Origin of the sequence: Luteimonas flava, assembly GCF_036584485.1 — a bacterium.
GTDB lineage: Bacteria > Pseudomonadota > Gammaproteobacteria > Xanthomonadales > Xanthomonadaceae > Luteimonas > Luteimonas flava.
This window is the reverse complement of sequence record NZ_JAZHBM010000003.1, coordinates 365,606-391,587: the sequence shown is the minus strand read 5'-3', so window position 1 is coordinate 391,587 and position 25,982 is coordinate 365,606. Positions and strand designations below refer to the sequence as shown.

The 25,982-nt window shown below is 69.2% G+C and carries 24 protein-coding genes; 12 read left to right on the top strand and 12 right to left on the bottom strand.

Annotated features, from left to right (window positions below):
- Positions 1 to 98: 98 nt before the first annotated feature.
- Positions 99 to 1,325 carry a peptidase MATCAP family protein gene (locus V3391_RS14180; RefSeq protein WP_332079094.1) on the bottom strand — a complete coding sequence of 409 codons (1,227 nt, stop codon included), beginning with the start codon at positions 1,323 to 1,325 and terminating at the stop codon, positions 99 to 101.
- 276 nt (positions 1,326 to 1,601) lie between these two features.
- Positions 1,602 to 2,759 carry a ribosome small subunit-dependent GTPase A gene (gene rsgA, locus V3391_RS14175; RefSeq protein ID WP_332079093.1) on the bottom strand — a complete coding sequence of 386 codons (1,158 nt, stop codon included), beginning with the start codon at positions 2,757 to 2,759 and terminating at the stop codon, positions 1,602 to 1,604.
- Between the two features lie 150 nt (positions 2,760 to 2,909).
- Between rsgA and V3391_RS14170 the strand changes: the two genes are divergently transcribed.
- The 4 genes from V3391_RS14170 to V3391_RS14155 are packed head-to-tail and all read left to right on the top strand — an operon-like array spanning position 2,910 to position 6,041.
- A complete protein-coding gene (locus tag V3391_RS14170; RefSeq protein WP_332079092.1) occupies positions 2,910 to 4,178 on the top strand; it encodes an aminotransferase class I/II-fold pyridoxal phosphate-dependent enzyme in 1,269 nt (422 codons plus the stop codon).
- On the top strand, positions 4,175 to 4,795 hold the full coding sequence (locus tag V3391_RS14165; protein WP_332079091.1) for an SGNH/GDSL hydrolase family protein: 621 nt from the start codon (positions 4,175 to 4,177) through the stop codon (positions 4,793 to 4,795). Before V3391_RS14170 ends, V3391_RS14165 begins: the two co-directional genes overlap by 4 nt.
- Positions 4,792 to 5,508 carry a class I SAM-dependent methyltransferase gene (locus tag V3391_RS14160; RefSeq protein WP_332079090.1) on the top strand — a complete coding sequence of 239 codons (717 nt, stop codon included), beginning with the start codon at positions 4,792 to 4,794 and terminating at the stop codon, positions 5,506 to 5,508. Before V3391_RS14165 ends, V3391_RS14160 begins: the two co-directional genes overlap by 4 nt.
- Positions 5,505 to 6,041, top strand: coding sequence for a hypothetical protein (locus V3391_RS14155; protein WP_332079088.1), 537 nt, complete (start codon positions 5,505 to 5,507; stop codon positions 6,039 to 6,041). Before V3391_RS14160 ends, V3391_RS14155 begins: the two co-directional genes overlap by 4 nt.
- Before the next feature lie 232 nt (positions 6,042 to 6,273).
- On the opposite strand, the gene V3391_RS14150 is transcribed toward V3391_RS14155, so the two are convergent.
- Complete coding sequence (locus V3391_RS14150) at positions 6,274 to 7,050, bottom strand: polysaccharide deacetylase family protein (protein WP_332079087.1); 777 nt, start codon at positions 7,048 to 7,050, stop codon at positions 6,274 to 6,276.
- 117 nt (positions 7,051 to 7,167) lie between these two features.
- Here V3391_RS14150 and grxD point away from each other — a divergent pair, with 117 nt between their 5' ends.
- From grxD to V3391_RS14110, 8 genes are all read left to right on the top strand, one after another.
- A complete protein-coding gene (gene grxD, locus V3391_RS14145; RefSeq protein WP_332079086.1) occupies positions 7,168 to 8,097 on the top strand; it encodes a Grx4 family monothiol glutaredoxin in 930 nt (309 codons plus the stop codon).
- Positions 8,098 to 8,230: 133 nt separating this feature from the next.
- Entirely contained in the window at positions 8,231 to 9,259 is a 1,029-nt protein-coding gene (locus V3391_RS14140; RefSeq protein WP_332079085.1) for an isopenicillin N synthase family dioxygenase, read from the top strand.
- A gap of 843 nt (positions 9,260 to 10,102) precedes the next feature.
- Complete coding sequence (locus V3391_RS14135; protein WP_332079084.1) at positions 10,103 to 13,555, top strand: hybrid sensor histidine kinase/response regulator; 3,453 nt, start codon at positions 10,103 to 10,105, stop codon at positions 13,553 to 13,555.
- A 95-nt stretch (positions 13,556 to 13,650) separates the two neighbouring features.
- Positions 13,651 to 13,791 carry a hypothetical protein gene (locus V3391_RS14130; protein WP_332079083.1) on the top strand — a complete coding sequence of 47 codons (141 nt, stop codon included), beginning with the start codon at positions 13,651 to 13,653 and terminating at the stop codon, positions 13,789 to 13,791.
- 43 nt (positions 13,792 to 13,834) lie between these two features.
- Complete coding sequence (locus V3391_RS14125; RefSeq protein WP_332079082.1) at positions 13,835 to 14,071, top strand: thioredoxin domain-containing protein; 237 nt, start codon at positions 13,835 to 13,837, stop codon at positions 14,069 to 14,071.
- Positions 14,072 to 14,184: 113 nt separating this feature from the next.
- Entirely contained in the window at positions 14,185 to 15,123 is a 939-nt protein-coding gene (locus tag V3391_RS14120; RefSeq protein WP_332079081.1) for a DegV family protein, read from the top strand.
- A 127-nt stretch (positions 15,124 to 15,250) separates the two neighbouring features.
- Entirely contained in the window at positions 15,251 to 15,592 is a 342-nt protein-coding gene (locus V3391_RS14115) for a hypothetical protein (RefSeq protein ID WP_332079080.1), read from the top strand.
- A 10-nt stretch (positions 15,593 to 15,602) separates the two neighbouring features.
- A complete protein-coding gene (locus V3391_RS14110) occupies positions 15,603 to 16,280 on the top strand; it encodes a Dph6-related ATP pyrophosphatase (protein WP_332079079.1) in 678 nt (225 codons plus the stop codon).
- Positions 16,281 to 16,297: 17 nt separating this feature from the next.
- Here V3391_RS14110 and V3391_RS14105 read toward each other — a convergent pair whose 3' ends face one another.
- The 9 genes from V3391_RS14105 to ppc form a co-directional block, all read right to left on the bottom strand.
- Entirely contained in the window at positions 16,298 to 17,353 is a 1,056-nt protein-coding gene (locus V3391_RS14105; RefSeq protein WP_332079077.1) for a L,D-transpeptidase, read from the bottom strand.
- A gap of 87 nt (positions 17,354 to 17,440) precedes the next feature.
- A complete protein-coding gene (locus V3391_RS14100) occupies positions 17,441 to 17,968 on the bottom strand; it encodes a GNAT family N-acetyltransferase (RefSeq protein ID WP_332079075.1) in 528 nt (175 codons plus the stop codon).
- A 2-nt stretch (positions 17,969 to 17,970) separates the two neighbouring features.
- On the bottom strand, positions 17,971 to 18,801 hold the full coding sequence (gene fghA / locus V3391_RS14095; protein WP_332079684.1) for an S-formylglutathione hydrolase: 831 nt from the start codon (positions 18,799 to 18,801) through the stop codon (positions 17,971 to 17,973).
- 7 nt (positions 18,802 to 18,808) lie between these two features.
- On the bottom strand, positions 18,809 to 19,141 hold the full coding sequence (locus V3391_RS14090) for a DUF3658 domain-containing protein (RefSeq protein WP_232136201.1): 333 nt from the start codon (positions 19,139 to 19,141) through the stop codon (positions 18,809 to 18,811).
- Positions 19,141 to 20,250 (bottom strand): S-(hydroxymethyl)glutathione dehydrogenase/class III alcohol dehydrogenase, encoded by a 1,110-nt coding sequence (locus V3391_RS14085; protein WP_332079072.1) that lies wholly within the window; start codon positions 20,248 to 20,250, stop codon positions 19,141 to 19,143. The genes V3391_RS14090 and V3391_RS14085 overlap by 1 nt, the downstream gene beginning before the upstream one ends.
- Positions 20,251 to 20,273: 23 nt before the next feature.
- The gene (frmR, locus tag V3391_RS14080) at positions 20,274 to 20,549 is read right to left on the bottom strand and encodes a formaldehyde-responsive transcriptional repressor FrmR (protein WP_232136203.1); all 276 of its coding nucleotides are present in this window, start codon (positions 20,547 to 20,549) and stop codon (positions 20,274 to 20,276) included.
- Positions 20,550 to 20,601: 52 nt separating this feature from the next.
- Positions 20,602 to 22,353 (bottom strand): GGDEF domain-containing protein, encoded by a 1,752-nt coding sequence (locus V3391_RS14075; RefSeq protein ID WP_332079071.1) that lies wholly within the window; start codon positions 22,351 to 22,353, stop codon positions 20,602 to 20,604.
- 197 nt (positions 22,354 to 22,550) lie between these two features.
- Positions 22,551 to 23,147: a glutathione S-transferase family protein gene (locus tag V3391_RS14070; RefSeq protein ID WP_332079070.1), complete on the bottom strand. Its 597-nt coding sequence runs from the start codon at positions 23,145 to 23,147 to the stop codon at positions 22,551 to 22,553.
- Positions 23,148 to 23,255: 108 nt separating this feature from the next.
- On the bottom strand, positions 23,256 to 25,979 hold the full coding sequence (gene ppc / locus V3391_RS14065) for a phosphoenolpyruvate carboxylase (protein WP_332079069.1): 2,724 nt from the start codon (positions 25,977 to 25,979) through the stop codon (positions 23,256 to 23,258).
- Between the last annotated feature and the right edge of the window lie 3 nt (positions 25,980 to 25,982).

Genomic DNA, 25,982 nt, shown 5'->3' with positions numbered 1-25,982 from the left:
CTCCTGCGGTTCCGTGCGCACCTGCAACGGTTCACCGAATCCGGAGCGCTTCGCAGGCCGGGTAGCGCGCAGCGAAAGCCATCACTGCATCCGATCGCCTACAACTGGTCGATCCGGATCCGGTTCGCGAACAGCGAGAACGCGAGCATGCCGGCCAGGCCGCCGGTGCGCTCCAGCCATGGCGGCAACCAGCGCGGCGGTGCGAGCGTGCCGTCGTCGAACAGCGGCGACAGCCGTCGCACGTCGTCGAGCGTCATCTTGCCGGCGAACAGGTGCCGGCACAGCGGCAGACGCTGCGCGGCCAAGGCCTGACGGAAGAAGGTGTGCACGTCGATCAGGCCACGCAGATACACCGCATCCTTGGTGAAGGCGTGCCCGCCATTCAGCGGCACGCCGCGGAACACGCGCTGCGCGGACGCGAAGCTTTCCGCCGCCGGTTGTCCCGCGTGGTGGAAGTAGTCGAATACCTGCAGGAAATCCGCGCCGTCGAGTGCACGCGCGATCGCCTCGATGCGCAAGCTCACGCGTTTCATCCGGCCGATGTCGATGCTGCCGGTGATCTGTTCGGCGAACACCGCCAGTCCTTCCTGCGTGCAGGTCGTGCGCGGCGACGACATCGCCAGACTCGGCAGCAGCGGTTGCTCGCGGCCGTTGAGCGCGGTCAGCGAATGCACGAAGGCCTCGTGCTGCAGCAGTTGTTCGCGGTCGTGGATCGAATAGCGCGCGTCGCTGCGCAGTCGCAGGCGATAGGCGCCGGCCGCGGCCTTGGCGATCATGCCCGGATCGAGTTCCACCGCGACCACGCGCGTGCCGAAGTACGCGTCGAGATCGGCCTGCAGCTGCGTCTGCAGCGTGGCGGCGTCGAGCGTGGGATGTTCGACGTCGGCGAGCAGGCCGGGATCGAGTTCGTCGGCGATGTGGATGAAATGCCGTGCGGCATCGCAGGTCGTCAGCGCGCCGCCGGGCAGCGCGGCATCCGGGCGCCCGTAGAGTGCGATCGCGTGTTCGCCGGCGGCTGCGGTGCCGAGCGATTCCAGCAGCTGCGCGGCCGCGTCCCAGGCCTGCGTCGATTCGACGATGTAGGCACCGAGCGGATGATCCGGATCGGCAGCCGCGCCGATCGCGGCGAGTTCGCGGCGGGTGTCAGAGAATTCCAGCACCGGATACACGATCTCCGGCATCTCCCGGCGTCCGGCCGCGAACGCGGACAGGAAGCACTGCTGTGCACCGGACGGCCAGCTCGCCAGACTCAGCACCCGGATCCCGCGCGCAGCCACGACCATGCGCGCATCGAGCGCCGCGTGATGGGCGATGGCATCGGGCATCGGGAACTCCGGCGGGCGGTGTGGTCACGCTAGCGGATTGGTGCGGGGGACTCAAAGCGGCCGACGTCTGGTTCGGGAAGCGCCGCACGTCGGGACGGTTTGAAAGCGCGCGTGTCGGGACGCCCTATGCGACCGTCCGCCCTCACCCCAACCCCCGCTCCGCGCCCCGGCCCTCGCGATATCACGAGGGCCGGGGCGCGGAGCGGGGGTTGGGGTGAGGGCCGACGCCTCTCGATGCTTCAGAACGAAAGCGAATGGCGCGCTGTAAACATCGCCCTACTCCTCTTTGGTCCAATCCGACCCGCGCTTCGCCGGCTTCACCCCCGGACGCCCACCCGTCTTCGCGCCCGGTTTCTTTCCCGACGGCCGACTCTCCACCTTCTGCGCCATGCGGGTGGCGAGCTGCCCCGCAGCGCCGGCGAGCTCGTCGCGGAGTTTCAGGTAACTGCCCAGGCGCCCCGGATCGAGCGTGCCGGCATCGACAGCGTCCCACACCGCGCAGCCCGGTTCGTCGCCGTGTGTGCAGTCGCGGAAGCGGCATTGCGTCGCGATCGCCTCGACGTCGGCGAATCCACCTTCCGACAGGTCCTCCTCGCCGGTCGGCTTGAGTTCGCGCATGCCGGGCGTATCGATCAGGCAGGCGCCCGACGGCAGCGGAATCAGCGCGCGATGGGTCGTGGTATGGCGGCCGCGGTCGTCGGTTTCGCGCACGGCAGCGGTCTTCATGCGTTCGACGCCGAGCAGGCTGTTGGTCAGCGTGGACTTGCCCGCGCCGGAACTGCCGACCAGCACCGCGGTCATGCCGGGGCCGAGCCAGCGGTGCAGCACCGCGGCGCTGCCCGGATCGCGCGCATTGACCGGCACCACGGCGACACCCAGCCCGGCGATTTCGGTCAGCGCAGCCACCGCGGCGGCGATGTCGGCTTCGGGCTTGTCGGCCTTGGTCAGCACGATCACCGGCGTGCCGCCGCCCTGCACCAGCAGCAGATAGCGCTCGATGCGGCGCGGATTGAAGTCGGCATCGAGACCGCAGACCACCAGCACGGTGTCGATGTTCGCGGCGATCAGCTGCTGCTTGTAGTGCTCGCCGGCGGCGGCGCGCTTGATCGCGCTGCGCCGGGGCAGCATCGCGACGATGCGCTGGCCGTCCTCGACCAGCACCCAGTCGCCGACCGCGGCGCGGTCCTCGGGCGCGATCGTGCCCTTGCGGTAACCGCTGCGGCGCAGCCAGTCGGGCAGCGATTCGACCGCGATCGCCTCGCCCGGCGCACCGGCGACCAGATAACCGGAGCGGTGCTGCTCGACCACGCGCATCGGCCGGGCCTGTGCATGCGTGGCCATGACCTCGGCCCAGGGACCCGACGGCGCACCGTCGAAGGGCCAGCCGATCGCGCGCAGCGCGGTGTCTGGGGGACTCGGATCGGCGGGGTTCAAGCGCTGCGTCGGGCTGTCGTCATGCCGCGGATTCTACGGGCGCCAGGCGTGCAGGCGCGAACCGGCGGGGCCTGCCACTCATCGGCCCGGGCCGCATTCACCCGGCTTTTCCGCTAGCATCGCGCGACATTCCCGCGCCGAGCGCCGCCGATGTCCGCCCCCCTGAAAACCCGTGAACGCCTGACCGAAGTCCGTTACGAGATCCGTGGCGAGCTCGCGCGGCGCGCGCGGGAGCTCGAAGGCCAGGGCCGCACGCTGATCAAGCTCAACATCGGCAACCCCGGCGCGTTCGGCTTCCGCGCGCCGGATCACCTGCAGCGCGCGATCGCCGAACGCATCCACGACACCGATCCCTACACGCACCAGCAGGGCCTGCCGGCCGCGCGCGAAACGATCGCCGCGTTCCATGCCGCGCGTGGCACGCAGGATGTGTCGGCCGATCGCGTGTTCGTCGGCAACGGGGTGAGCGAGCTGATCGACATCGCGCTGCGCGCGCTGCTCAATCCCGGCGATGAAGTGCTGGTGCCCTCGCCCGATTATCCGCTGTGGTCGGCGGCGACGATCCTCAACGACGGCCGTCCGGTGTTCTACCAGTGCAAGGAGAGCAACGGCTTCCTGCCCGATCCCGACGCACTCGAAGCGCTGGTCTCGCCGCGCACGCGCGCGATCGTGCTGATCAATCCGAACAATCCGACCGGCGCGGTGTATCCGCGCGCGCTGCTCGAGCGCATCGTCGCGATCGCCGCCAAGCACGAGCTGCTGCTGCTGTGCGACGAGATCTACGACGGCATCACCTACGACGACGCGCCGTTCGAACCCATTGCGCCGATCGCCGGCGACGTGCCCTGCGTGTCCTTCGGTGGCCTGTCGAAGGTGCACCGCGCCTGCGGCTGGCGCGTGGGCTGGGCAGTGCTGTCGGGCGACGAGGCGCGCAGCCGCGATTTCCGCAACGCGATGGACCTGCTCGGTGCGCTGCGCCTGTGCGCGAACGTACCGGGCCAGTTCGCGATCGAAGCCGCGTTGACCGGCATCGACACGATCAGCGCGCTGTGCGCGCCCGGTGGCCGTCTGCACGAGGCGCGCCGCGCGGTGGTCGAGGCCTGCGAGGCGAGCCCCTACCTGCGCCTCGTCGCGCCGGCGGGTGCGCTGTACGCGTTTCCCGGCATCGCCGAGGAATTCAGCCAGGGCTTCGACGACCACGCATTCGCACTCGAACTGATGGAAGCCGAAGGCGTGCTGGTGGTGCCGGGCAACAGCTTCAACGTGCCCTATCGCAACCATTTCCGCGTGACCCTGCTGCCCGAGCCCGCGCAGCTGCGCGAGGTGTTCGCGCGCATCCATCGCGTGCTGGAACGGCAGATCACCGACGCCCGCAAGGTCGTGCCGCTGGCCAAGCGCCAGGCTCGCGTCGCCGGATGACCGTACCGCGCCGCTATCTCGCGCTCGGCGACAGCTACACGATCGGCGAAGGCATCGCCGCCGAAGACCGCTGGCCGGTGCAACTGGCCGATGCGCTGCGCGGCGCAGGCATCGCGCTCGACGCGCCCGAGATCATCGCGACCACCGGCTGGACGACCGACGAACTCGACGCGGCGATCGATGCCGCGGCGCCGGTCGGCCCCTTCGATCTGGTGAGCCTGCTGATCGGCGTCAACGACCAGTACCGCGGCCGCGATGTCGCGCTGTACGGCCCGGCGTTCTCGGCACTGCTGGCGCGCGCGATCGGCTTCGCCGGCGGCAATGCGGCGCGTGTGTTCGTACTCGCGATTCCGGACTGGGGCGTCACGCCGTTCGGTGCGCATTCGGGGCGCGACGTCGCCGCGATCGCGCGCGAACTCGACGCCTACAACGCGGCGGCTGCCGCGATCTGCGCCGCGCGCGGCGTCGCCTTCGTCGACATCGCAGCGGTCAGCCGCGCGCACGGCGGCGAGGCGGACATGCTCGCCGATGACGGCCTGCATCCCTCGGCCGCGCTGCATACCGAGTGGATGCAGCTGGCGTTGCCGGTCGCGCGCGGCTTATTGTCGCGGGCATGACTGCGACCACTTCCGACACCACGCCGCTCTCCACCGCACCGTATCCGCGCGAGGACGCCCGCAACATCGCGCGCGCGTTCCTGCCCAGGCACGTGCTGGGGAACCGCTACGACTACTACTACACGCTGACCAAGCTGCGCACCGATCCGCTGTATCCGGGCGTGCTGCAGGCGCTGCGTCCGACGACCGCGCCGGTGCTCGATCTGGGCTGCGGCCTGGGCCTGCTCGCGCATGCGTTGCGCGCGGACGGCCAGGCGCTGCCGTTCACCGGCGTCGACATCGACGCGGCCAAGATCCGCCGCGGCCGCGAGGTCGCCGCGCGCGCCGGACTCGCCGACGTGCAGCTCGACGTGCTCGATCTCGGCGTCGGCCTGCCGGCGCACCAGGGCAGCGTGGCGATTCTCGACGTGCTGCAGTACCTGTCGCCCGAACGCCAGCGCGAGCTGCTCGACAACGTGATCGCGATGCTGGTGCCGGGCGCGCGTCTGGTGATCCGCAGCGGCCTCGCCGACGACAGTTCGCGCAGTCGCACCACGCGCATCACCGACCGCCTCGCCAATTTCGCCGGCTGGATGCAGGAGCGGGCGAAGAGCTATCCGACCGCCGACGGCCTGCGCGGCCAGCTCGAAGGTGCCGGCCTGCAGACGACGCTGCGTCCGCTGTACGGCGACACGCCGTTCAACAACTGGTTGATCACCGGCATCCGCACATGACCGCCCGCGACGGCCTGCCGCATGCGCCGATGCTGGCGCTCGACGATCCGTCGTGGACCACATTGCGTTGCGCGCACGGGGATGCGCGCGGCATTCCCGCGCTGCTCGCGCAGCTCGACGGCGCGCGCGGAGACGACTGTCTCGGCGAACCGTGGCAATCCTTGTGGGAATCGCTGTGCGACGAGGGCCGCGTGTTTTCCGCTTCGTTCGCCGCCGTTCCGCACATCGTCGCGATCCTCGCCGAGGCACCGGAACGCGCGACGCCGAGTCACTTCGTGCTGCCTGCCAGCATCGAACTCGCCCGCGCCGCGCACGACGCGGAGATTCCGGAGCATCTGATCGACGGCTACGTCACCGCGTTGTCGCGCCTGCCGCTGCTCGCCGGCCTCGTCGCCGCTCCCGACTGGAGCGAACTGATGTGCAGCGCCGCGCTGGCCGCGACGGCAGCGGCAACGGGTCAGCATGCGGTGGCGGAACTGCTGCTGGAAGCCGATGACATCGGCGCCGTGCTGGCCTGGTTACGGGCGGAATAAGCCGGATTTCGCGCGAATCGATGCCGTTTTCGACGGCCCTACGATGGGTTTCGCTGGGGTCTACCCATCCTACAAACGGCCGCATCGTGCGGTTCGAGCCCCTCTCCCCATGGGAGAGGGGTTGGGGTGAGGGATGGGAGCACGCGCTACAGGTCAGATTCGACCCTACCCGCATCCCAGCTGCGCAGGACGGTTAAACCCATCACGCATCGCTGCCTGCCTCGCCTGACCGTCAGACCGCCTGATCCGGCAGCACCGCCCGCAATCCCTTGGCTTGCATCCGCGCGAGCACGCCTTCGACCATCGCGACATTGCGGCCATGCTTCGCGCCTTCGTGCAGCAGCACGATCGCACCGGGCGCGAGGTCGGCATCGATCCGCGCGACCACGTCCTCCACGTCCGCCTTCACCGCATCGAATCCGCGCGCACTCCAGCCGACGCGCGCCAGTCCTGCCTCCCGCAGCGGCGCGTGCACGAACGGATTGGTATGACCGACGACCGAACGGAACCACATCGGTGCATGGCCGGTGACACCGGTCAGCGTGCGCTGGGCGTCGAGAATCTCGCGCCGCATCCGCGCCGGTCCCAGCGCCCAGAACATCGCCTGCGGATGGGTCTGGCTGTGGTTGCCGATGCCGTGGCCGCGTGCAGCGATTTCGCGCACGAGGTCCGGTCGCTCGGCGGCGCGTGCACCGACCAGGAAGAACGTCGCCTTCGCGTCGTGCGCATCGAGCAGATCGAGCAGCGCGGGGGTGTCGTCGGACGGGCCGTCGTCGATCGTCAGCCACACGCTCTCGCCCGGCAGCCGGGTCAGCACCGGGCCGTACAGGCGCGATGCGGGCGCCAGCACGCCCCACAGGCACAGCCCGTGGCTGGCCAGCAGCAGCGGCAGGCCGATCATCCAGCCCAGCTGCCACCATACCAGCGCGATCAGCAGCTGCGAGGCGATCAGCAGCGGCAGCCAGAGCTGCGGACGACGAGGCGGGCGATGCACGGACATGGCGCGCATGATGCCATCGGCACCGCCGCGCAACGCGGTGTTCCGGGCTCACGGGCGGCGCCTGCGGGCTTGCATCGCAGGCCGCGCGGTACCATGTGGGTCGTTCCCGCACACCGGATCCATGCCATGTCCCTCGACCCCGCTCTCCGCACCCGCATCGAAACCCTGCTGCAGGGCAACCGGGCCGTGCTGTTCATGAAGGGCTCGCCGACGACCCCGCAGTGCGGCTTCTCCGCCAAGGCTATCTCGGCGCTGGAAGCGGTGGGCATCGACTACGCGACCGTCAACGTGCTCGAAGACGGCGAGATCCGCGAAGGCATCAAGGTCTACGGCGACTGGCCAACGATTCCGCAGCTCTACGTCGACGGCGAGCTCGTCGGCGGCAGCGACATCATCGAGCAGATGGTCGGCAGCGGTGAGCTGCACGGCCTGTTCGGCGTCGCCCCGCCGGACCGCACGCCGCCGTCGATCTCGATCACCCCGGCCGCGCGCGAGATGATCGCCAAGGCCGTCGGCGACGCCGGTGGCGATTACGTGCTGCAGGTCGACATCGACGGTAATTTCCGCACCCGCCTGCAGCTCGCACCGCGCAGCACGTCGGCGATCATCGCCCAGGCCGACGGCATCGACGTGCAGTTCGACCTCGCCGGCGCACGCCGCGCCGAGGGCATGACGATCGACTTCGCCGACGACATCCGCGGCCGCGGTCTGGTCATCGACAACCCGAACGCGCCCAAGCCCGTACAGGACATCAGCCCGGCCGACGCGAACGACCGCCTCGCCGCCGGCACGCTGACCCTCGTCGACGTGCGCCCGCCGGACGAACGCGCCACCGCCAGCGTCGCGCGCCCGTTCGAGGTGCTCGACGGCGACGCGATTACCCGCCTGCAGCAGCTGCCCAAGGACACCCCGCTGGCGTTCCTGTGCCACCACGGCGGCCGCAGCCAGCAGGCGGCCGAGCATTTCCGCAACCAGGGCTTCACCCACGTCTACAACGTCGCCGGCGGCATCGATGCCTGGAGCGACAGCGTGGATGGCGGTGTGCCGAAGTATTGACGGGGCGCGCCGGACGGACGAGAAAAGGAGACCACACGGTCTCCTTTTTTCATCGTCGACACACACGCCGGCGCCATCCGGCTGAGGTCGCGCCACTCTGAGTTTCAATGCGTCTGTCCCCGAGGATCGGACCATGTCCACGACCCACCGGCAGCTGCCGCTGATCGACCTGTCGCAACTCGAAGCCGGCAGTCCCGGCGATCGTGCCGCCGCGCTGCAGACGCTGCGCCAGGGCGCACGCGAGGTCGGCTTCTTCTATGTGGGACATCACGGTGTACCGCCCGAGCTCGACGCCGCGCTGCTGCTGCAGGCGCGGGCGCTGTTCGCGCTGCCCGATGCGGACAAGCAGGCCATCGCGATGGTCCACTCCCCGCATTTCCGCGGCTACAACCAGGTCGGCGCCGAACTGACCCGCGGCAAGGCCGACTGGCGCGAACAGATCGACATCGGCGCCGAACGCGAGGCGGTGCCGCAGGCGCCCGGCGTGCCGGCGTGGACCCGCCTGCAGGGCCCCAACCAGTGGCCCGCGGCATTGCCGGAGTTCCGCCCGCTGGTGCTGGCCTGGCAGGACGCCGTCACCGATGTGCTGCTCCGCCTGCTGCAGGCCTGCGCCGAAGCCCTCGGCCAGCCGCGCGAGGTATTCGCACCGATCTATCGCGACCAGCCCTACCAGCTGATGAAGCTGATCCGATACCCCGGCCGCGAACAGCTGGAGAACGATCAAGGCGTGGGCGCGCACAAGGACAGCGAGCTGCTGACGCTGATCCTGCAAGACGGCGTCGGCGGTCTGCAGATCGAACTCGACGATGGCAGCCTCATCGACGCCATCCCGCGCCCCGGCACCTACATCGTCAACATCGGCGAGTTGCTGGAGCTGGCATCGGACGGGTATCTGAAAGCCGCCGTGCATCGCGTCAGCAGCCCGCCGCCGGGCGTCGAGCGCCTCTCTGCTGCGTTCTTCCTCGGTGCACGTCTCGATGCGACGGTCCCGGCGCTGACGCTGCCGCCGGAGCTCGCCCGCGAAGCCAGTGGCTATACCCGTGACCCGCACAATCCGCTGTTCCACCAGGTCGGCCAGAACACGCTCAAAGGACGTTTGCGCTCGCATCCCGACGTGGCTGCGCGGCATTACGCCGATCTGCTGGCGCCTTCGCAGGCCTGACGTCAGCCGACACTCGCTTCTGCTTGTCGGCTTTTTCAGCTTTGGCTTTTGCTTTCGCTTTGTCTTGCGCCTTTGATCTGCATCGAGCCGTAAAGCGAGCCGAGCATCGCAGGGCGTCGGGGTCGAAGAGCAGCCCATGTCTGAGCGCAGCGAGTTTGGGCTGCGTGCCCCGTCGACCGAGAAGCGCAGGGGACCGGCACGGCGCAGCCGTGTCGGATCGCGTCCGGCGAAGGGACCTTTTGGTTCCTTTTGGGTCCATCCAAAAGGGACTCGCACGCGCAGCGGGCGAAAGCCCTGTACTTGCTTGAGGCTCCTCGCTCGTCGTTTTGCGGCTTCGATGTTCGGGGCGAAAGCAGATGAATCAATCGCAGAAGCGAAGATCAAGTACAGGGCTTCCGCGCTGTCGCGCGGCTTACTTTTGTCTTGGCAAAAGTAAGCAAAACCGTCTTCGCCGGACGCGAGCCGATGCGATGAAGCCGCATCGGTGCCCTGTGCTCCTCGCCTGACGCGGCACGCAGCCCAAACTCGCTGCGCTCAGACATGGGCTGCTCTTCGGCCACGCCAGGCTCCGGTGCTCGGCTCGCTCTACGGCTCGATTCGAGATCAAGTGCAACAGCGAAATCCAAAGCCAAAGCCAGAATCGAAGCCGAAGCAAGAACAACACAAAGCCAGAATGGATTCCCGCTTTCGCGGGAATGACGGCGGTAAAGCAAACGCCAAGGCAGAGACAGAAGCAGAAGCGCGAACGACGGCCGGACGGGAATAACGACAGCGGAACAACCTCCGGCCCACGCCCCGCCCCTCGCCCCGTACACTCGGCCGCTTCGGATCGAGGGGACGGGCATGCTGCCGGGCTGGGTACTGCTGCTGGTGTCGCTGGGCTATGCCGCGCTGCTGTTCGGTGTGGCCTGGTATGGCGACCGGCGTCCGCTGTCCCCGGATCGGCCGTGGCTGCGCACCGCTGTCTACAGCCTCGGCATGGCGGTCTACTGCTCGTCGTGGACGTTCTACGGCGCGGTGGGTACGGCGGCGCGGCAGGGGTTGGGGTATCTGCCGATCTATCTCGGGCCGTTGCTGTTGCTGCTGTTCGGCTGGCGCATCCTCGAGCGGCTGGCGCTGATCGCGCAGTCGCAGAACACGGTGTCGATCGCCGACTTCATCGCGTCGCGCTACGGCCGCTCGCAGCGGCTGGCGGCGATGGTGGCGTTGATCGCGCTGGTGGCCGCGGTGCCGTATCTGGCGCTGCAGTACAAGGCGGTGGCGATCAGCCTGGGCGTGCTCGGCGGGCCAGACGATCCGGTGACCCCGTTCGGCGATCCGGCGTTCTACGTCGCCGCATTGATGGCGCTGTTCGCGATCCTGTTCGGTACGCGCCAGGTCGATGCCACCGAGCATCGGCCCGGCATGATGCTGGCGGTCGCGCTGGAATCGCTGGTCAAGCTGGTCGCGCTGGTCGCGGTCGGCGTGTTCGCGATCGCGTGGTTCGACAGCAATGACCTGAAGCTCGTCGAGGCGACGCACGCGCTGGTCGAGAACGCGCCGCCCAGCAGTTTCGTTGCGCAGTGTCTGCTCGCGTTCGCGGCGCTGATCTGTCTGCCACGCCAGTTCCACGTGGCGATCGTCGAATGTGGCGACGTGCGCGACATCCGCCGCGCGCGCTGGCTGTTCGGCGGCTACCTCGTGATCATCTGTCTGATGGTGCTGCCGATCGCCAGCGCCGGCGTCGCGCTGTTCGGTCGCGACGGGCCGGTGGCGCCGGACAGCTTCGTGCTCGCGCTGCCGATGGCGATGAATGCCGATTCGCTGGCGCTGTTCGCCTACATCGGCGGCTTCTCGGCGGCGACCGGCATGGTGATCGTGTCCTCGGTCGCGCTGGCGACGATGGTCAGCAACGACCTGGTGATGCCGCTGCTGCTGCGCCGCGGCTATGCCGAACGCCACGGCGGCAACGTTGCACGCACGGTGCTGTGGATCCGCCGCGTCGCGATCGTCCTGCTCGCCGCGCTCGCCTACGGCTATTACCGCGCCAGCGGCACCGAGACCACGCTGGCGGCATTTGGCCTGATGGCGTTCGCGGCCGTCGCGCAGTTCGCGCCGGCGCTGATCGGCGGTCTGTACTGGCGCGGCGCGAGCCGGCGTGGTGTGGAGGTGGGCCTGCTGATCGGCTTCGGCGTGTGGACCTACACGCTGCTGCTGCCGACGCTCACGCAATCGGGCTGGCTCGATCCGCAGTGGCTGACGACCGGGCCGTTCGGCATCGACTGGCTGCGGCCGCATGCACTGTTCGGGCTCGCGGGCTGGGACCCGCTGACCCACGGCACGTTCTGGTCGCTGCTGCTCAACGTCGGTGCGCTGTTGCTGGTGTCGGCGCGCTGGCGGCCGACGCTCGACGAGCGCCTGCGCGCAGCGCCGTTCCTCGATCCTTACGCCGAGCGCCGCACGTTCGCGTCCGAGGACTGGAGCGGCAATGTCGGCATTCCCGATCTGCTGACGCTGACCGGCCGCATCGTCGGCGAACGCACCGCGCGCGCGGCCTTCGACGAACACGCGCAGGTGCAGGGCAAGCCGCTCGCGCTCAATGCGCCGGCCGATCGCACTTGGCTGCAGTTCACCGAACGCCAGCTCGCGGCGGCGGTTGGTGCATCGTCGGCGCGCCTGCTGATGACCAGCGCGCTGAAGGGCTCGGGCATGGAGGTCGACGAGGTCGTCGCGATGCTCGACGAGGCAGGCCAGGAACTGCGCTTCAACCGTGAAGTGCTGTCGTCGACGCTGGAGAACATCGATCACGGGGTGAGCGTGGTCGATCGAACGATGCGGCTCGTCGCCTGGAACCGCAGCTACCAGCGCCTGTTCGGCTATCCCGACAACATGCTCTACGTCGGCCGTCCGGTCGCCGACCTGATCCGCTACAACGCCGAGCGCGGCGAGCTCGGGCCGCGCGACGTCATCGACATCGACACCGAGATCGACAAGCGCATCGCCTACATGCGCGCCGGCTCGCCGCACGTGTCCGAGCGCGTGCTCGGCAACGGCCAGGTCATCGAACTGCGCGGCCAGCCGCTGCCCGGCGGCGGTTACGCGACCAGCTACAGCGACGTCACCGACTACAAGCGCGTGGAACGCGAACTGCGCGACATCAATGAGACGCTGGAACAGCGCGTCGCCGATCGCACGCGCGAGGCGGAAGCCGCGCAGGAATCACGCTCGCGCTTTCTCACCGCGGTCAGCCACGACGTGCTGCAGCCGCTCAATGCCGCGCGCCTGTTCACCTCGGCGCTGCGCGAAACGCAGGACGGCGCCGAGCAGAAACATCTCGCCGAACGCGTCGACACCTCGCTGCGCGCGGCCGAGGAACTGCTCGACGGCCTGCTCGACGTCTCGCGCCTCGATGCCGGTGCGCTGAAGCCCGAGATCACCGATCTCGACGTGTCAGAACTGCTGCGTCAGCTCGCCGGCCAGTACGCGCCGATGGCCAAGGCGCGCAAGCTCGACATCCGCCTGCACGCGCTCCCGATCGCGGTGCGCAGCGATCGCCGGCTGTTGCGCCGCGTGCTGCAGAACTTCCTCGCCAACGCGCTGCGCTACACGCGTACCGGGCGCATCGTGCTGTCGGCGCGGCGCCGCGGCGACCAGGTCGCCCTGCAGGTCTGGGACACAGGGCCGGGCATTCCCGAACACCACATGAGCCAGATCTACGACGAGTTCCACCGCTACGAACAGAACTTCGACTGGGACGGTCGCGGTCTGGGTCTGGGCCTGTCGATCTGCCAGCGCATCTCGCGCCTGCTCGGCCACACGCTCGATGCGCGCTCCAGCGTCGGCCGCGGCAGCATGTTCTCGATCACCGTGCCGCGCAGCGTCATGGCGACGCTGCCGCCGACCGCCGCGCCGGCGCCGCTGCACGACGAATCGCTGCACGGCTTGCGCGTGCTGTGCGTCGACAATGACGACGACATCCTCGCCGGCATGCGCGCCCTGCTGCGGCGCTGGGGCGTGGAGCCGCTGTGCGCGAAGACCATCGACGAGGCGATCGCCTGCATGGACGAATCGCCCGACGTGATGCTGGTCGATTACCACCTGCACGACCGGCTCGACGGCCTCGACACGCTCGACGCGCTGCGCGGCATCGCGCCCGACGTGCCCGGCGCGCTGCTGACCGCCGACGGCAGCGATACGCTCAAGCAGACCGCGCGCATCCGCGGCTATCGCGTGCTGACCAAGCCGGTGAAGCCGGCCTCGATGCGCGCCTTCCTCGGCGCCCAGCGGATGGCGGCGAGCCGACGCGCCGGCAGCTGACGGGCACGGTCGCGCGGGCGCCGCCGGGCTGCACGTCACGCGCGTCACATGCCGATGCCTAGGATCGAGCGCTCCCGCCTGTCCGGATCCCCACCATGAGTTCCAACGAGAAGACCCCCAAGCCGCCGATGACCAAACGCCGCCGCGTGTTCCTGTTCGGTGCCGTGGTCGCCATCGTGGTGCTGCCGCTGATCATCTACATGGTGGCGATCGGGATCGGCGGCGGCGTGGAGTAAGCGCCACGCACTGGAACCGACGCATTCGACGAGGGCGCCTGCGATGCCTGCGGCCTGGTATTTCGACGTCGTTTCACCGTTCGCCGACCTGCAGTGGCGCCGGCTGACATCACTGCTCGCGGCGCACGACATCCGCCCGGTGCCGATCCTGTTCGCGGCGGTGCTGTCGGCGATCGGCAATCGGGCCGGCGGAGATTCCGGCCAAGCGCACCTTCACCTACCCGCACGTCGCCTTGCGCGCGCAACGGGACGGCTGCCGGTCGGCACCACGCGCGGCTGAGATGCGGGCAACGGCGCCGATCGCGTAAAGTGCCTCCGGGTGCGACGCGCGCCCGACCCGCGACCCGTCGGCACAGACGGGCGCCGGCCACGCGAAAGAAATGGGGAGGGCGCATGCGCATCGGAATCGTCGTCGACTCGGCCTGTGATCTGCCGCCGGAGTGGCTGGCTGCCCACGGCATCCATCTGTTGCCGGTGACGGTGAAGATCGGCCAGTCCGCCTTCGTGGACCTGCGCGACGAACGCGCGACGCTGGACTTCATCGAAAGCCACGTCACCGGCCGGCACACCGCCGAGACCTCGGCGTTTCCCGCTGACAAGATCAAGGCGTTGTTCCTCGAGCAGTTGGTCATCGATTACGACTACGTGTTCTGCCTGACGGTCACGCGCCATCGCAGCCAGATCCACGACAACGCGACCCACGCGAGCTTCGCGATCCTCAACGAGTACAAGCCGATCCGCGCGCAGGCCGGTCGCACCACGCCATTCGCGCTGCGTATCGTTGATTCGCAGCAGGTGTTCGCCGGCCAGGGCATCCTGCCGGTCGAAGCCGTGCGCCTGCGCGATGCCGGCGCCAGCGCGCCGGAGATCCGCAGCCGTCTCGAATTCCTCGCCGAACGCAGCTACGCCTACATGGTGCCGCGCGATCTCGGCTACCTGCGTGCGCGCATCAAGCATCGCGGCGACAAGAGCGTGAGCCTGCTGGCCGCGTTGATCGGCGGCGCGCTCGACATCAAGCCGATCCTGCACTGCCACCGTGGTGACACCGGCCCGGTCGGCAAGGTGCGCGGGTTCGAACCCGCCGCCGAGAAACTGTTCGCCTTCGCCGTCGAGCGCGTGCGCGCCGGCCTGCTCACCCCGACGTTGTGCCTGAGCTACGGCGGCGAGCTGGACCAGATGCGCGCCCTGCCCGGCTACGCCGCCTTGGTGGCCGCGTGCGAGGAACATCACGTCGAGCGCTTCGAAACGGTGATGAGCCTGACCGGCATGGTCAACGTGGGCTCGGGCTCGCTGACGCTGGGCTTCGCGGCACCGCCGCATACGTTCGCCTGACCCGCTCGTGCGCGGATCGCGCCGCGCGCGACGCGCCGATCGTCGCGCCGTGCGCCCCGCATGACGGATTTCTAACACGCCCGGTTGCTAGGCTGACGGCCTTCCCGTTTCACCGAATGGACGCCGCATGAGCACCCGCTATCTGATCCGACTGCCCGAACCCGAGCAGGCCCGCGCCTCGGGCGAACACGCCTTCCGTGCGCAGGGCGCCGCCGGCATCGCGGCCGAACTGCAGGACGCCCTGCGCGGCGACACGCTGTTCGCCCGCTGGCGCGACCAGCAGCCGGATCCGGACGAGGTCGATCCGTCGCTGGGCATCACCGATCCCGGTGCGCAGGTCAGCGGCGAAGACCGCGATCTCGGCGTCGATCTGGTCGTGAACACCTCGATTTCCAGCACCGTGCTCAAGCACCGCCTGCGCCTGCTCGCCGGCAGCGCCTGGGAACTGCGCGACGTCCGCGCTGGCTGAGGTGGCCGCGATGCCCACGCCGGTGCTCCTGTCCTGGAGCGGCGGCAAGGACGCGGCCTGGACGCTGCACGTCCTGCGACAGCGCCATGACGTCGAAGTCGTGGGGCTGGTCACGACGATCACCGAAGGATTCGAGCGCATCTCGATGCAGGGCATCCGCGTCGACGTGCTGCATGCACAGGCGCGCGCCGCGGGTCTGCCGGTGATCGAGGCGCGGATCCCGCAGGCTGCGGACAACACGATCTACGAGGCCGCATTCGCCGGCGCGCTGCACGCGGCGCGTACGCGCTGGCCTGCACTGCGCACGATCGCGTTCGGCGACCTGTTCCTCGACGACATCCGCGCGTGGCGGCAGGCGCAATGCGCGAAGCTGGACTGGGACGCGCTGTTTCCGCTGTTCGGCAGTGACACATCGACCCTCGCGCGCACGATGCAGCAGCAGGGCCTTTGCGCGGCCCTGTGCTGCGTCGACACCACGCAACTCGACGCGCGTTTCGCCGGCCACGTCTTCGACGGCACCCTGCTCGATGCGCTGCCGCCGCAGATCGATCCCTGCGGCGAGCATGGCGAGTTCCACACCTGTGTCTACGACGGCCCGATGTTCGCGGCGCCCCTTCCGCTGGTGCAGGGCGGGACCGTGCTGCGCGACGCGCGCTTCGCCTATACCGATTTCCGTCTGCGCGACTGAGCCACGGCGATCGGCGATCAGCGCGCCGGCGGCAACGCGTCGAGCACGCGCTGGCCACGGCCGGTGGTTTCCGGCAACACGTGGGCGTCGGTCGCCACCAGCACGGTGCCGGGACGCAACCGCGGCAGCACGCGTTCGACGAATCCCGGTGGTACCTGCACGCCGGCCAGCAGAGTGGGATCGAGCGTCTGGCCGGCATCGGCCTCGCGGCCCGGGACCGCGATCGACTGCCATGCCGGCAGCTGGCCATCGGGCACGCCGTCCACATGCACCGGCAGCGTGCCGGCGCCCATGACGTAGACATGGGTGCCACGCGGCGCGGCCGCCGCCGGCACGACGATCCGTGCGCGCCCGACTTCGCGGCCATCGGCGAGTGCGATCAGGCGCTGGTCGCTGCGGCTGAGCACCAGCGACAGCGGACCGGTGGTCGCGTCATCTGCGGTCCACCGCCAAGGCTGACCGTCGTCGAGCGGCAGGGCCGCGATCGATGCCCCACTCGCGGGATCGACCGGCGCGAGCAGGCCGGGGTGCACGGCATCGGCCGACGCGTGTCCGTCCTCGGCGATGACCACCGTCATGCCCAGTGTCGTCGCGGCGAACAGACGACGCGCGAACTCGGTCGGCAGATGCACGCAGCCGTGCGATTCCGGATAGCCCGGCAGGCCGCCGGCATGCAGCGCGACGCCGTCCCAGGTCAGCCGCTCCTGGTAAGGCATCGCGGCGTTGTTGTACTTGTTCGAGTGGTGGTCGCGATCCTTCTGCAGGATGGTGAACACGCCGGTCGGCGTCGCGTGCCCGGGCTTGCCGGTGCTGACCGTGGTCACCGCGATCCGCAGGCCATTGCGATAGACGTAGCCGCGCTGCTCGTCGAGGCTGACGACCATCACCATCGGACCGAGTGCGGGATCGTCGCCCGCCCAGATCCACGCGCCGGGCTTCAGCGCTTCGGGCGGCGTGTCGACCGCGCTCGACTGCGGCGCGCCCCAGGACGGCACCGCGGTCGCAGCGCCTGCCGCGAACGGTGCGCACAGCAGGCAGAGCCAGCACAGCAGCCACATCCTTCGTATCGACATCGTCTTCGCCCCGGAACGCATGTAGCGTGACGCTAGCATGCAGCGCGGTGCGCGACGTCGCCGCCCGGATCGCGGGTGTCGGCGCGCTCACCGCTGCGACCAGTCGGCGCCCGACAGCCACAGCACGCGGCAGTCGTCGTCGCCGAACCGCCACGGTCCCAGATCGACGAAACCCAGGCGCGCGTACAACGCGCGTGCACGCATGTTCGACGCGAGTGGATCGAGCAGCACGCCGGCAACGCCGGGCACTGCGAAGACACGCACCAGCGCCGCCTCGAGCATGCGGGTGCCATGGCCCTGGCCCAGTGCGTCGGCCTCGCCGATCCAGATGTCGATCGCGCGCGAGACCCGGGCGGGATGGTCGGGATGCGCCGCCAGCCAGTCGGCCCAGTAGGCGTCGTCGGCGCGCACGGGATCGGCGATTTCCATGAAGCCGATCGGACGGCCGTCGACTTCGGCGATCAGCTGCGAGCGCCAGTCGGGCCGGCGCAGCAGTTCCGTCTCCCAGGCCCAGTCGTCGTTGGGATCGGCATCGACGACCTGCGGCGCCTCGTCCCAGCGCCGCAGCAGCGCGAGATCGTCGATCGTCGCCTCGCGCAGCTGCAGTGTGGCCATCGTCAGACGTGCAGCGCCTTGGCGTGATGCGCGATGTGCGCGCCGATGAAGCTCTGGATGAAGTAGTAGCTGTGGTCGTAGCCCGGCTGCAGGCGCAGTTCGATCGGATGACCGGCGGCCTCGCACGCGGCCTGCAGCAGCTGCGGCTTGAGCTGGCCATCGAGGAACTCGTCGGCATCGCCCTGATCGATCAGCAACGGCAGGCGCTCGGTCGCATGTGCCACGAGCGCCGTCGCGTCGTAGGCGCGCCACGCGGCGCGGTCGTCGCCGAGGTACGCACCGAAGGCTTTCTCGCCCCACGGCACCTGGCTCGGCGCGACGATCGGCGAGAACGCCGACACGCTGCGATAGCGCCCCGGATTCTTCAGCGCGATCACCAGCGCGCCGTGGCCGCCCATCGAATGACCGCTGATCGCACGCGCGCCGGTCGCCGGCAGTTCGGCCTCGACCAGCGCCGGCAGCTCGTGCACGACGTAGTCGTACATCCGGTAGTGCGTGGCCCAGGGCGCCTGCGTCGCATCGACGTAGAAGCCCGCGCCCTTGCCGAGGTCGTAGCCGTCGGCATCGGCGACATCGTCGCCGCGCGGGCTGGTGTCGGGCGCGACGAGGATCACGCCGTGCTCGGCCGCGTAGCGCTGCGCGCCGGCCTTGGTGATGAAGTTCTGCTCGTTGCAGGTCAGGCCCGACAGCCAGTACAGCACCGGCAGCTTCGCGTGCTCGGCCTGCGGCGGCAGATAGACCGCGAAGCGCATCGTGCAGCCGAGCGTCTTCGAGGCGTGCTCGTAGACGTCCTGCCAGCCGCCGAAGCAGGCGCGGTGTTCGACGCGCTCCAGCGCCACGTCAGCGGCCGCCCTGCGGCAGACGGATCTCAAAGGTCTTGAGCACCTGCGGATCGCCCTTGCCTTCGATACGACCGGCCTGCACCAGCGCGCGGATGCGGATCGTGTAGAGCACTTCCGGCAGTTCCTCGTGCTCGTCGGGCGCGGCGATCATCACGCCGGAGGCGATGAAGCCCGCCTTCTTCCAGCTGCTGTCGAGCGCCGACAGGATGGACTGGTCGATCTGTTCGAGATCACCGTCGTCCAGCTGCGCGATCGCATCGCGCTGCTCCTGTTCGAGGTCGAGATGTTCGATCGCGGCTTCGAGCGCGATCGTGTCCATGAAATCAGTCATCAGTAGTGCACCACGGAGCGGATGGATTTGCCTTCGTGCATCAGGTCGAAGGCGTCGTTGATGGCGTCGAGACCCATGGTATGGGTGACGAACGGCGCGAGTTCGATGTCGCCCTTCATCGCGTCTTCGACCATGCCCGGCAGCTGGGTCCGACCCTTGACGCCACCGAACGCGGTGCCGAGCCATTTGCGGCCGGTGACGAGCTGGAACGGGCGCGTGGAGATTTCCTGGCCCGAACCGGCGACGCCGATGATGACCGACTGGCCCCAGCCACGGTGCGCGCATTCGAGCGCGGCACGCATCACGTTGACGTTGCCGATGCACTCGAAGGAATGGTCGACGCCCCAGGTCGTCATCTCGACGATGACCTGCTGGATCGGCTTGTCGAAATCCTTCGGGTTGATGCAGTCGGTGGCGCCGAATTCCTTCGCCAGCTCGAACTTCGACGGGTTGGTGTCGACGGCGATGATGCGGCCGGCCTTGGCCTGGCGCGCGCCCTGGATCACCGCCAGACCGATACCGCCCAGACCGAACACGGCGACGCTGTCGCCTTCCTGCACCTTGGCGGTGTTGTGCACCGCGCCGATGCCGGTCGTCACGCCGCACCCGAGCAAACAGACGTGCTCGGGGTTCGCCTCCGGGTTGATCTTCGCCAGCGAAACTTCGGCGACCACGGTGTACTCGCTGAAGGTCGAGCAGCCCATGTAGTGATAGACCGGCTCGCCGTTGTATGAGAAGCGCGTGGTGCCGTCGGGCATCACGCCCTTGCCCTGCGTGGCGCGCACGGCAACGCACAGATTGGTCTTGCCGCTCTTGCAGAACAGGCACTCGCCGCACTCGGCGGTGTAGAGCGGGATCACGTGGTCGCCCGGCTTCACCGAGGTCACGCCTTCGCCCACTTCGACCACGATGCCTGCGCCTTCATGGCCCAGCACGGCCGGGAACAGGCCTTCGGGATCGTCGCCCGACAGCGTGAACGCGTCGGTGTGGCAGACGCCGGTGTGGGTGATCTTCACCAGCACTTCGCCCGCCTGCGGCGGTGCGACGTCGATCTCGACGATCTTCAGGGGTTCGCCCGCGGCGAACGCAACGGCGGCACGTGACTTCATGATGGACTCCCGGAAAACGAGGCTTACTTGAGATAGGTCCGCACCAGGGCGACGGCATCGTCGACACTGGCGCGGCGGTGTTCGGGCGAGTCGGCCGGCTGGCCAAGTTCCTCGCGCAGATGGCTTTCGAGTACGCCGGACATCAGCCCGTTGACCGCGCCGCGCAGGGCGGCGAGCTGCTGCAGCACGGGGCCGCAGTCGGCGCCGGCTTCGAGCGCACGCTCGAGCGCGTCGAGCTGCCCGCGCATGCGACGCACGCGCAGCAGGACACGCTTCTTCTCTTCGGGCGAATGCGGCATGGCAGCGTCGTCTCGATACTCTGGGGGAGTATACGACGTCTGCACTGAACCGTCAGCGTTCCAGCAGGTGCACCGACAGGCCGCGGCGCTTGGCTTCGCGTTTCGCGCGCGCCGCGCTGGATGCGATGTCCTCGGCGCCGCTGCGCTCGCCGGCAGCGACCTGCACGATGCCGATCGTCAGCGTGGTCAACGGGAAGGTCGCGTAACGCCCGCTGCGGTCCTCGCCTTCGAGCACGCCGCGCGCCCGGTCCTCGGGATCGAACAGCGCCAGCGCCACGGCATTGAACTCGCCGACGACGCGCCCGCAGCGCAGCGCCCAGTCGTCGCTCTGCATCAGCATCACGAAATCGTCGCCGCCGACATGGCCGACGAAATCCCAGCGCGGATCCGCGTGCCGCAGCAGCGTGGATGCGACCAGCTGGATCATGCGGTCGCCGAGGAAATAGCCGTACTGGTCGTTGTAGGGCTTGAAGTGGTTGAGATCGCAGTAGCAGGCGACAAAGCCCTGCCCGGTCTCGACCAGCCGTCGCACGTGCTCGGTGATCGGGATGTTGCCCGGCAGCTGGGTCAGCGGATTGGCGTAACGCGCCGCGTCGATGCGCAGCTCCGTCACGCGTCGCACCAGGGCCTCGCCGGTGCCCACACCGCGATAGCGGCCGTCGTCGGTGATGATGAAACCGTCGTAGAGATAGCGCTGGTCCTCGCCGAGCAGGATCTGCGACATCTCGTCGACGCTGCGGCGTACGTCGCACAGCACCGGCGATGCGTTCATGTGCGTCGTGCAGGATTTGCGGCCGAGCAGTTCGCGCGCGAACGGCATCGCCATCTGCTCGTTGAACGCACGGCGGTTGATCAAACCGACCGGCAGATCATCGCGGTCGACGACCGGAATCGCGGTGAGCTGCGGGTTCTGCCGGAACAGCACCTCGGCATCGTGGTTGGTCGCCGAATCGCGGATGCTCGGCGCCTCGATCAGCATGTGCTCGGCGAGAACGCGGCGGAACGCGCTGGGCCGGTCGTCGCGCGGCCAGACCTGGATCTTGTCGTCGGCGGTCGCGCGCACCGCATCGGACACCGTGCGCGAGATCGCCGCCGACGGCCGCCCCAGCAGATACCCCTGCACCAGGGGAATGCCGAGATCGCGCAGCACGCGCAGATCCTCGATGCGCTCGACGCCCTCGGCGATCAGTTCGGTGCCGAACCCGTCGGCCACCTGCACCAGCGCCTTGAGGATGTTGAGCCGCCCTGCGCTGTCGGCCAGACCGTGCACGAGGAAGCGGTCGATCTTGACGAACTCCGGCGACAGCTCGTGCCACAGCTCGAAGTTGGAATGCCCGTTGCCGAAATCGTCGAGCGCGATGCGCACGCCGGCCGCGCGCAGATAGCCGATCGCATGCGCGAGCTGCTGGCAGTCCTCGACGATGTCGCGCTCGGTGATCTCGACGACGTAGTTGCGCAGATCGCGTCCGCCGGCCTGCAGCGCTTCGAGCACCTGCTGCGGCCGCGTGCTGCCACCGAGGATCGCGTGCGCGCTCAGGTTGAGCAGCAGCAGGCCACCGCCGGCGAAGTCGTAACCGGCGGCCGCGCTGCGCACCGCGCGTGTCTCCAGCTCGCCGAGCGCGTCTTCGGCGCGGGCGCGGTCGAGCAGCTGCAGCGGCGAACTGCCGTCGTCGGGCCGCATCAGCGCTTCGTGCGCGATCACGCGATGGTCCTGCAGCCGCACGATCGGCTGGTAGACCATCGAGAACCCCGCCATGGCGGCGGATACGACGACGTCGTCGGTGGCGATGGCGACGGCGCTCATGCGCGCAGCCGCTGGAGAGGAGACGCGAACATCCACATGGCAGGTCCCGGGTCGTGAGGCGGCAGAGCTGACTGACCGGGGGACGACAGTGCAGAAACGGGCACGCGGCGACAGCCGTCGCGCGGACCCGTGCCATCCATGGCGGAGGGCATTGCACCGGGACTATGTGACAGCGGCGTTTCGGCGCCGCCGTCGACTCAATCGCGCCTGGGCATCGCCGCGTCGTCGAGCGCATTGGCGCGCTGCCATGCGGGCCGCGCCTGCAGCCGCTCGACGTAGGCGACGAAGGCCGGGCGCGCCGGCAGCGATTTGAACAGCAGACCCCAGGCGATCTGGCTGCCGACGTAGACATCGGCGGCGGTGAAGCGCGCGCCGGTGATCCAGGGCGCGGCGGATTCGACCGCCTGCTCCAGCACGTCGACCATCTGCTCGAAGCTGCCGTATCCGACCATCATCGAACGCTCGGGCGGCGCCAGCAGACCGAGCGACTTGGCCGTGACCGCGGCCTCGACCGGACCGGCGGCGAAGAACAGCCAGCGGAAATACGCCGCGCGCGACGCGGGCACGGGATCGGGCAGCAGATCGGCCTGCGGAAACGCGTCCGCGAGGTAGGCGCAGATCGCCGCCGCCTCGGTGACCACGACACCGCCGTGCACCAGCGTCGGCACCTTGCCCATCGGATTGACCGCGAGGAATTCGGGCGAACGGTTGCCGCCATCGAAGCCGACCAGCTCGACGCGGTACGGCTGCCCGGTTTCCTCGAGCATCCAGCGCGCGATGCGGCCGCGGGACATGGGGTTGGTGTGGAGGACGAGCTCGCCTGCAGCCATCGGAATGCTCCCGTTGCGAAAAGCGGAGTGTGCGCCGGGTTTCGCGACAGGTGTACGACGCCCGTCGGCACGTCAGCCTGTGTTCTGGATGCCCGCCGCGATGCCGTTGACGGTCGACACCAGCGCGCTGAGCAGGGCCTCGTCTTCGCGATCCGTTGCGCGCCAGCGGCGCAGCAGTTCGACCTGCAGCAGGCTGATCGGATCGACGTAGGGATTGCGCAGGCGGATCGACAGCTGCAGGCGGTAGTCGTCGGCGAGCAGCACGTCCTGTTCCTTCAGCAGCAGGATCGCATCGCGGGTGCGCAGGCATTCGTCGAGGATGCCCGGGAAGAACGCGTCGTGCGCGTCCCCGGCGAGGCGCGAGTAGCGTTCGAAGATCGCGATGTCGGTCTTGGCCAGCAGCATTTCCACGTCGTCGAGCGCGGCGCTGAAGAAGGGCCAGTCACGCGCCATCTCGGTCATCGCCTGCTGGCCGTAGGTCCGGATGCCGTGCTGCAGGGCGGTGCCGAGGCCGTACCAGCCGGTCAGGCCGGAACGGTTCTGCGCCCAGGCGAATACCCACGGAATCGCGCGCAGGTTGGAGATGCCGCCATCGCGCCGGCGCGACGGGCGCGAGCCGATCTGCAGGCGTTCGATGACGTCGATCGGCGTGGCCGCTCGGAAGTAGTCGGGGAAGTCGTCGCGTTCGTGCACCAGCGCGCGGTAGTGCGCGCGCGAGACGGCGGCCAGATCGGTCGCCATCGCGCGCCAGGTGTCCTCGCGCGGATCGGGCGCACGCGGACGCAGCGTCGCCTGCAGCACAGCGGCAGTGGACTGTTCGAGATTGCGCAGCGCCAGCGCGCGGATGCCGTACTTGCGATGGATCACTTCGCCCTGCTCGGTCACGCGCAGGCTGCCGTCGACGGAGCCGCGCGGCGCGGCGTTGATCGCGCGTCCGGTCTTGCCGCCACCGCGGCTCACCGAGCCCCCGCGGCCATGGAAGAACACGATGCGCACGCCGGCCTCGCGGGCGAGCGCGGTCAGTTCGACCTGGGTGCGTTGCAGCGCCCAGCGCGAGGCCAGCAGGCCGCCGTCCTTCGCGCTGTCGGAATAGCCGAGCATCACCGTCTGGCGCTCGCCACGCGACGCCAGATGCGCGCGATACCGTGGATCGTCGAACAGCGCGCGCATCACCGCCGGCGCGGCCTGCAGATCGTCGACGGTTTCGAACAGCGGCGACACGTCGAGCGGCACCTGGTCGTCCTCGACGCAGCCGGCGATGCGCGCCAGCGCCAGCACCGCGAGCGCATCGGCCGCGCTGCGCGCCATCGAGATGATGTACAGGCCGGTCGCGGATGCGCCATGGCTGCGGCGCAGATCGGTGACGGCGTCGAACACGCCGAGCGTCGAGGCGACGGTCTCGTTCGACAGTGCGCCGTTGGCCTTCGGCGGCGCATCGAGCATCGCGTGCAGACGTTCGACGCGCGCGTCGATCTCGAGCGCGGCCCAGTCGCTGTCGTCGATGCGGCCGAGCACCTCGTCGTGCACGGCCGAGTCCTGGCGCAGATCCAGTGCGGCGAGATGGAAGCCGAACGTACGCGCACGCCACAGCAGGCGCTCGAGCGCGAACAGGCCGGCGTGGTCGCCGCGGTTGCCGCGCAGGCTCGTATCCATCAGCACGAGATCGGCAAGGAACGCATCGGCGTCGGCGTAGCCGGCGCGATGGTCGGCATCGGTCAGGCGCAGGCGCAGCTGCATCAGATCGAGCAGGCGCCGGTAGGGCATGTCGGCGTGGCGCGGGTTGAGCGCGGCCTCGGCGTCGGGCAGGCGACGCCGGTAATCGTCGACGCGCGCGGTGATCGCCTCGTCGATCGTCGCGCGGCCCAGCGTCTGGGTCAGCACGTTGCCGAGACCGCGCAGATCACGCCGGTACTGCGCCAGCGCCTGGCTGCGCTGCGCGCCGAGGGCGGCGCGCATGGTGTCGGCGTTGACGTTCGGATTGCCGTCCATGTCGCCGCCGACCCAGGTACCAAAGCGCAGCACCTGCGGCAGCGACGGACGCGCGCCGTAGACCGATTCGATCGCGTCCCCGAGCGCCTCGTAGAACACCGGCAGCACGCGATAGAGCACGTTCGACAGGTAGTAACCGACGTGCTCGACCTCGTCGGCGACTGTGGGCTTGCGCGCCGGCGATTCCGAGGTCTGCCAGGCCGACGTCAGCGCCAGCACGATGCGGGCATCGTCGGCGCGGCGTTCGGTGGGGGTGCGTTCGCGGTCGATGTCGGCGATCAGGCGCTCGACGATCGTGCGTTCCTTCTCGAGCAACACGCGGCGCACGGCTTCGGTCGGATGCGCGGTGAACACCGGCTCGATGTGCAGGCGCGCGAGCGCAGCTTCGAGCTGCGGCAGGTCGACGCCGGCGTCCTTCAACTCGTGCAGGACCGCTTCCAGCCCGCCGGGCTGCGGCGCATCGCCGGTGCGCTGGTAATCGCGACGGCGCCGGATGCGATGCACGCGCTCGGCGAGATTGATTGCGCCGAAATACGCGGCGAAGGCGCGCACCAGTGCATCGGCATCGTCGAGCGAGACATCGGCCAGGCCGTCGGCGAGCATGTCGACCGGCGCGCCGGTTTCGCGGCGCGCGATCGCCGCACGGCGGACCGCTTCCACCTGGTCGAGCAACGCAGGCGACACCTGCTCGGACAGCATGTGGCCGACCATCGCGCCGAGGCGGCGCACGTCGTCACGGAGCAGGGTGTCGGTCTTCGCGAAACCGACTTCACGCAGCGGTGGGGGCAGGTCGTCGTGGGCGTTCATCCA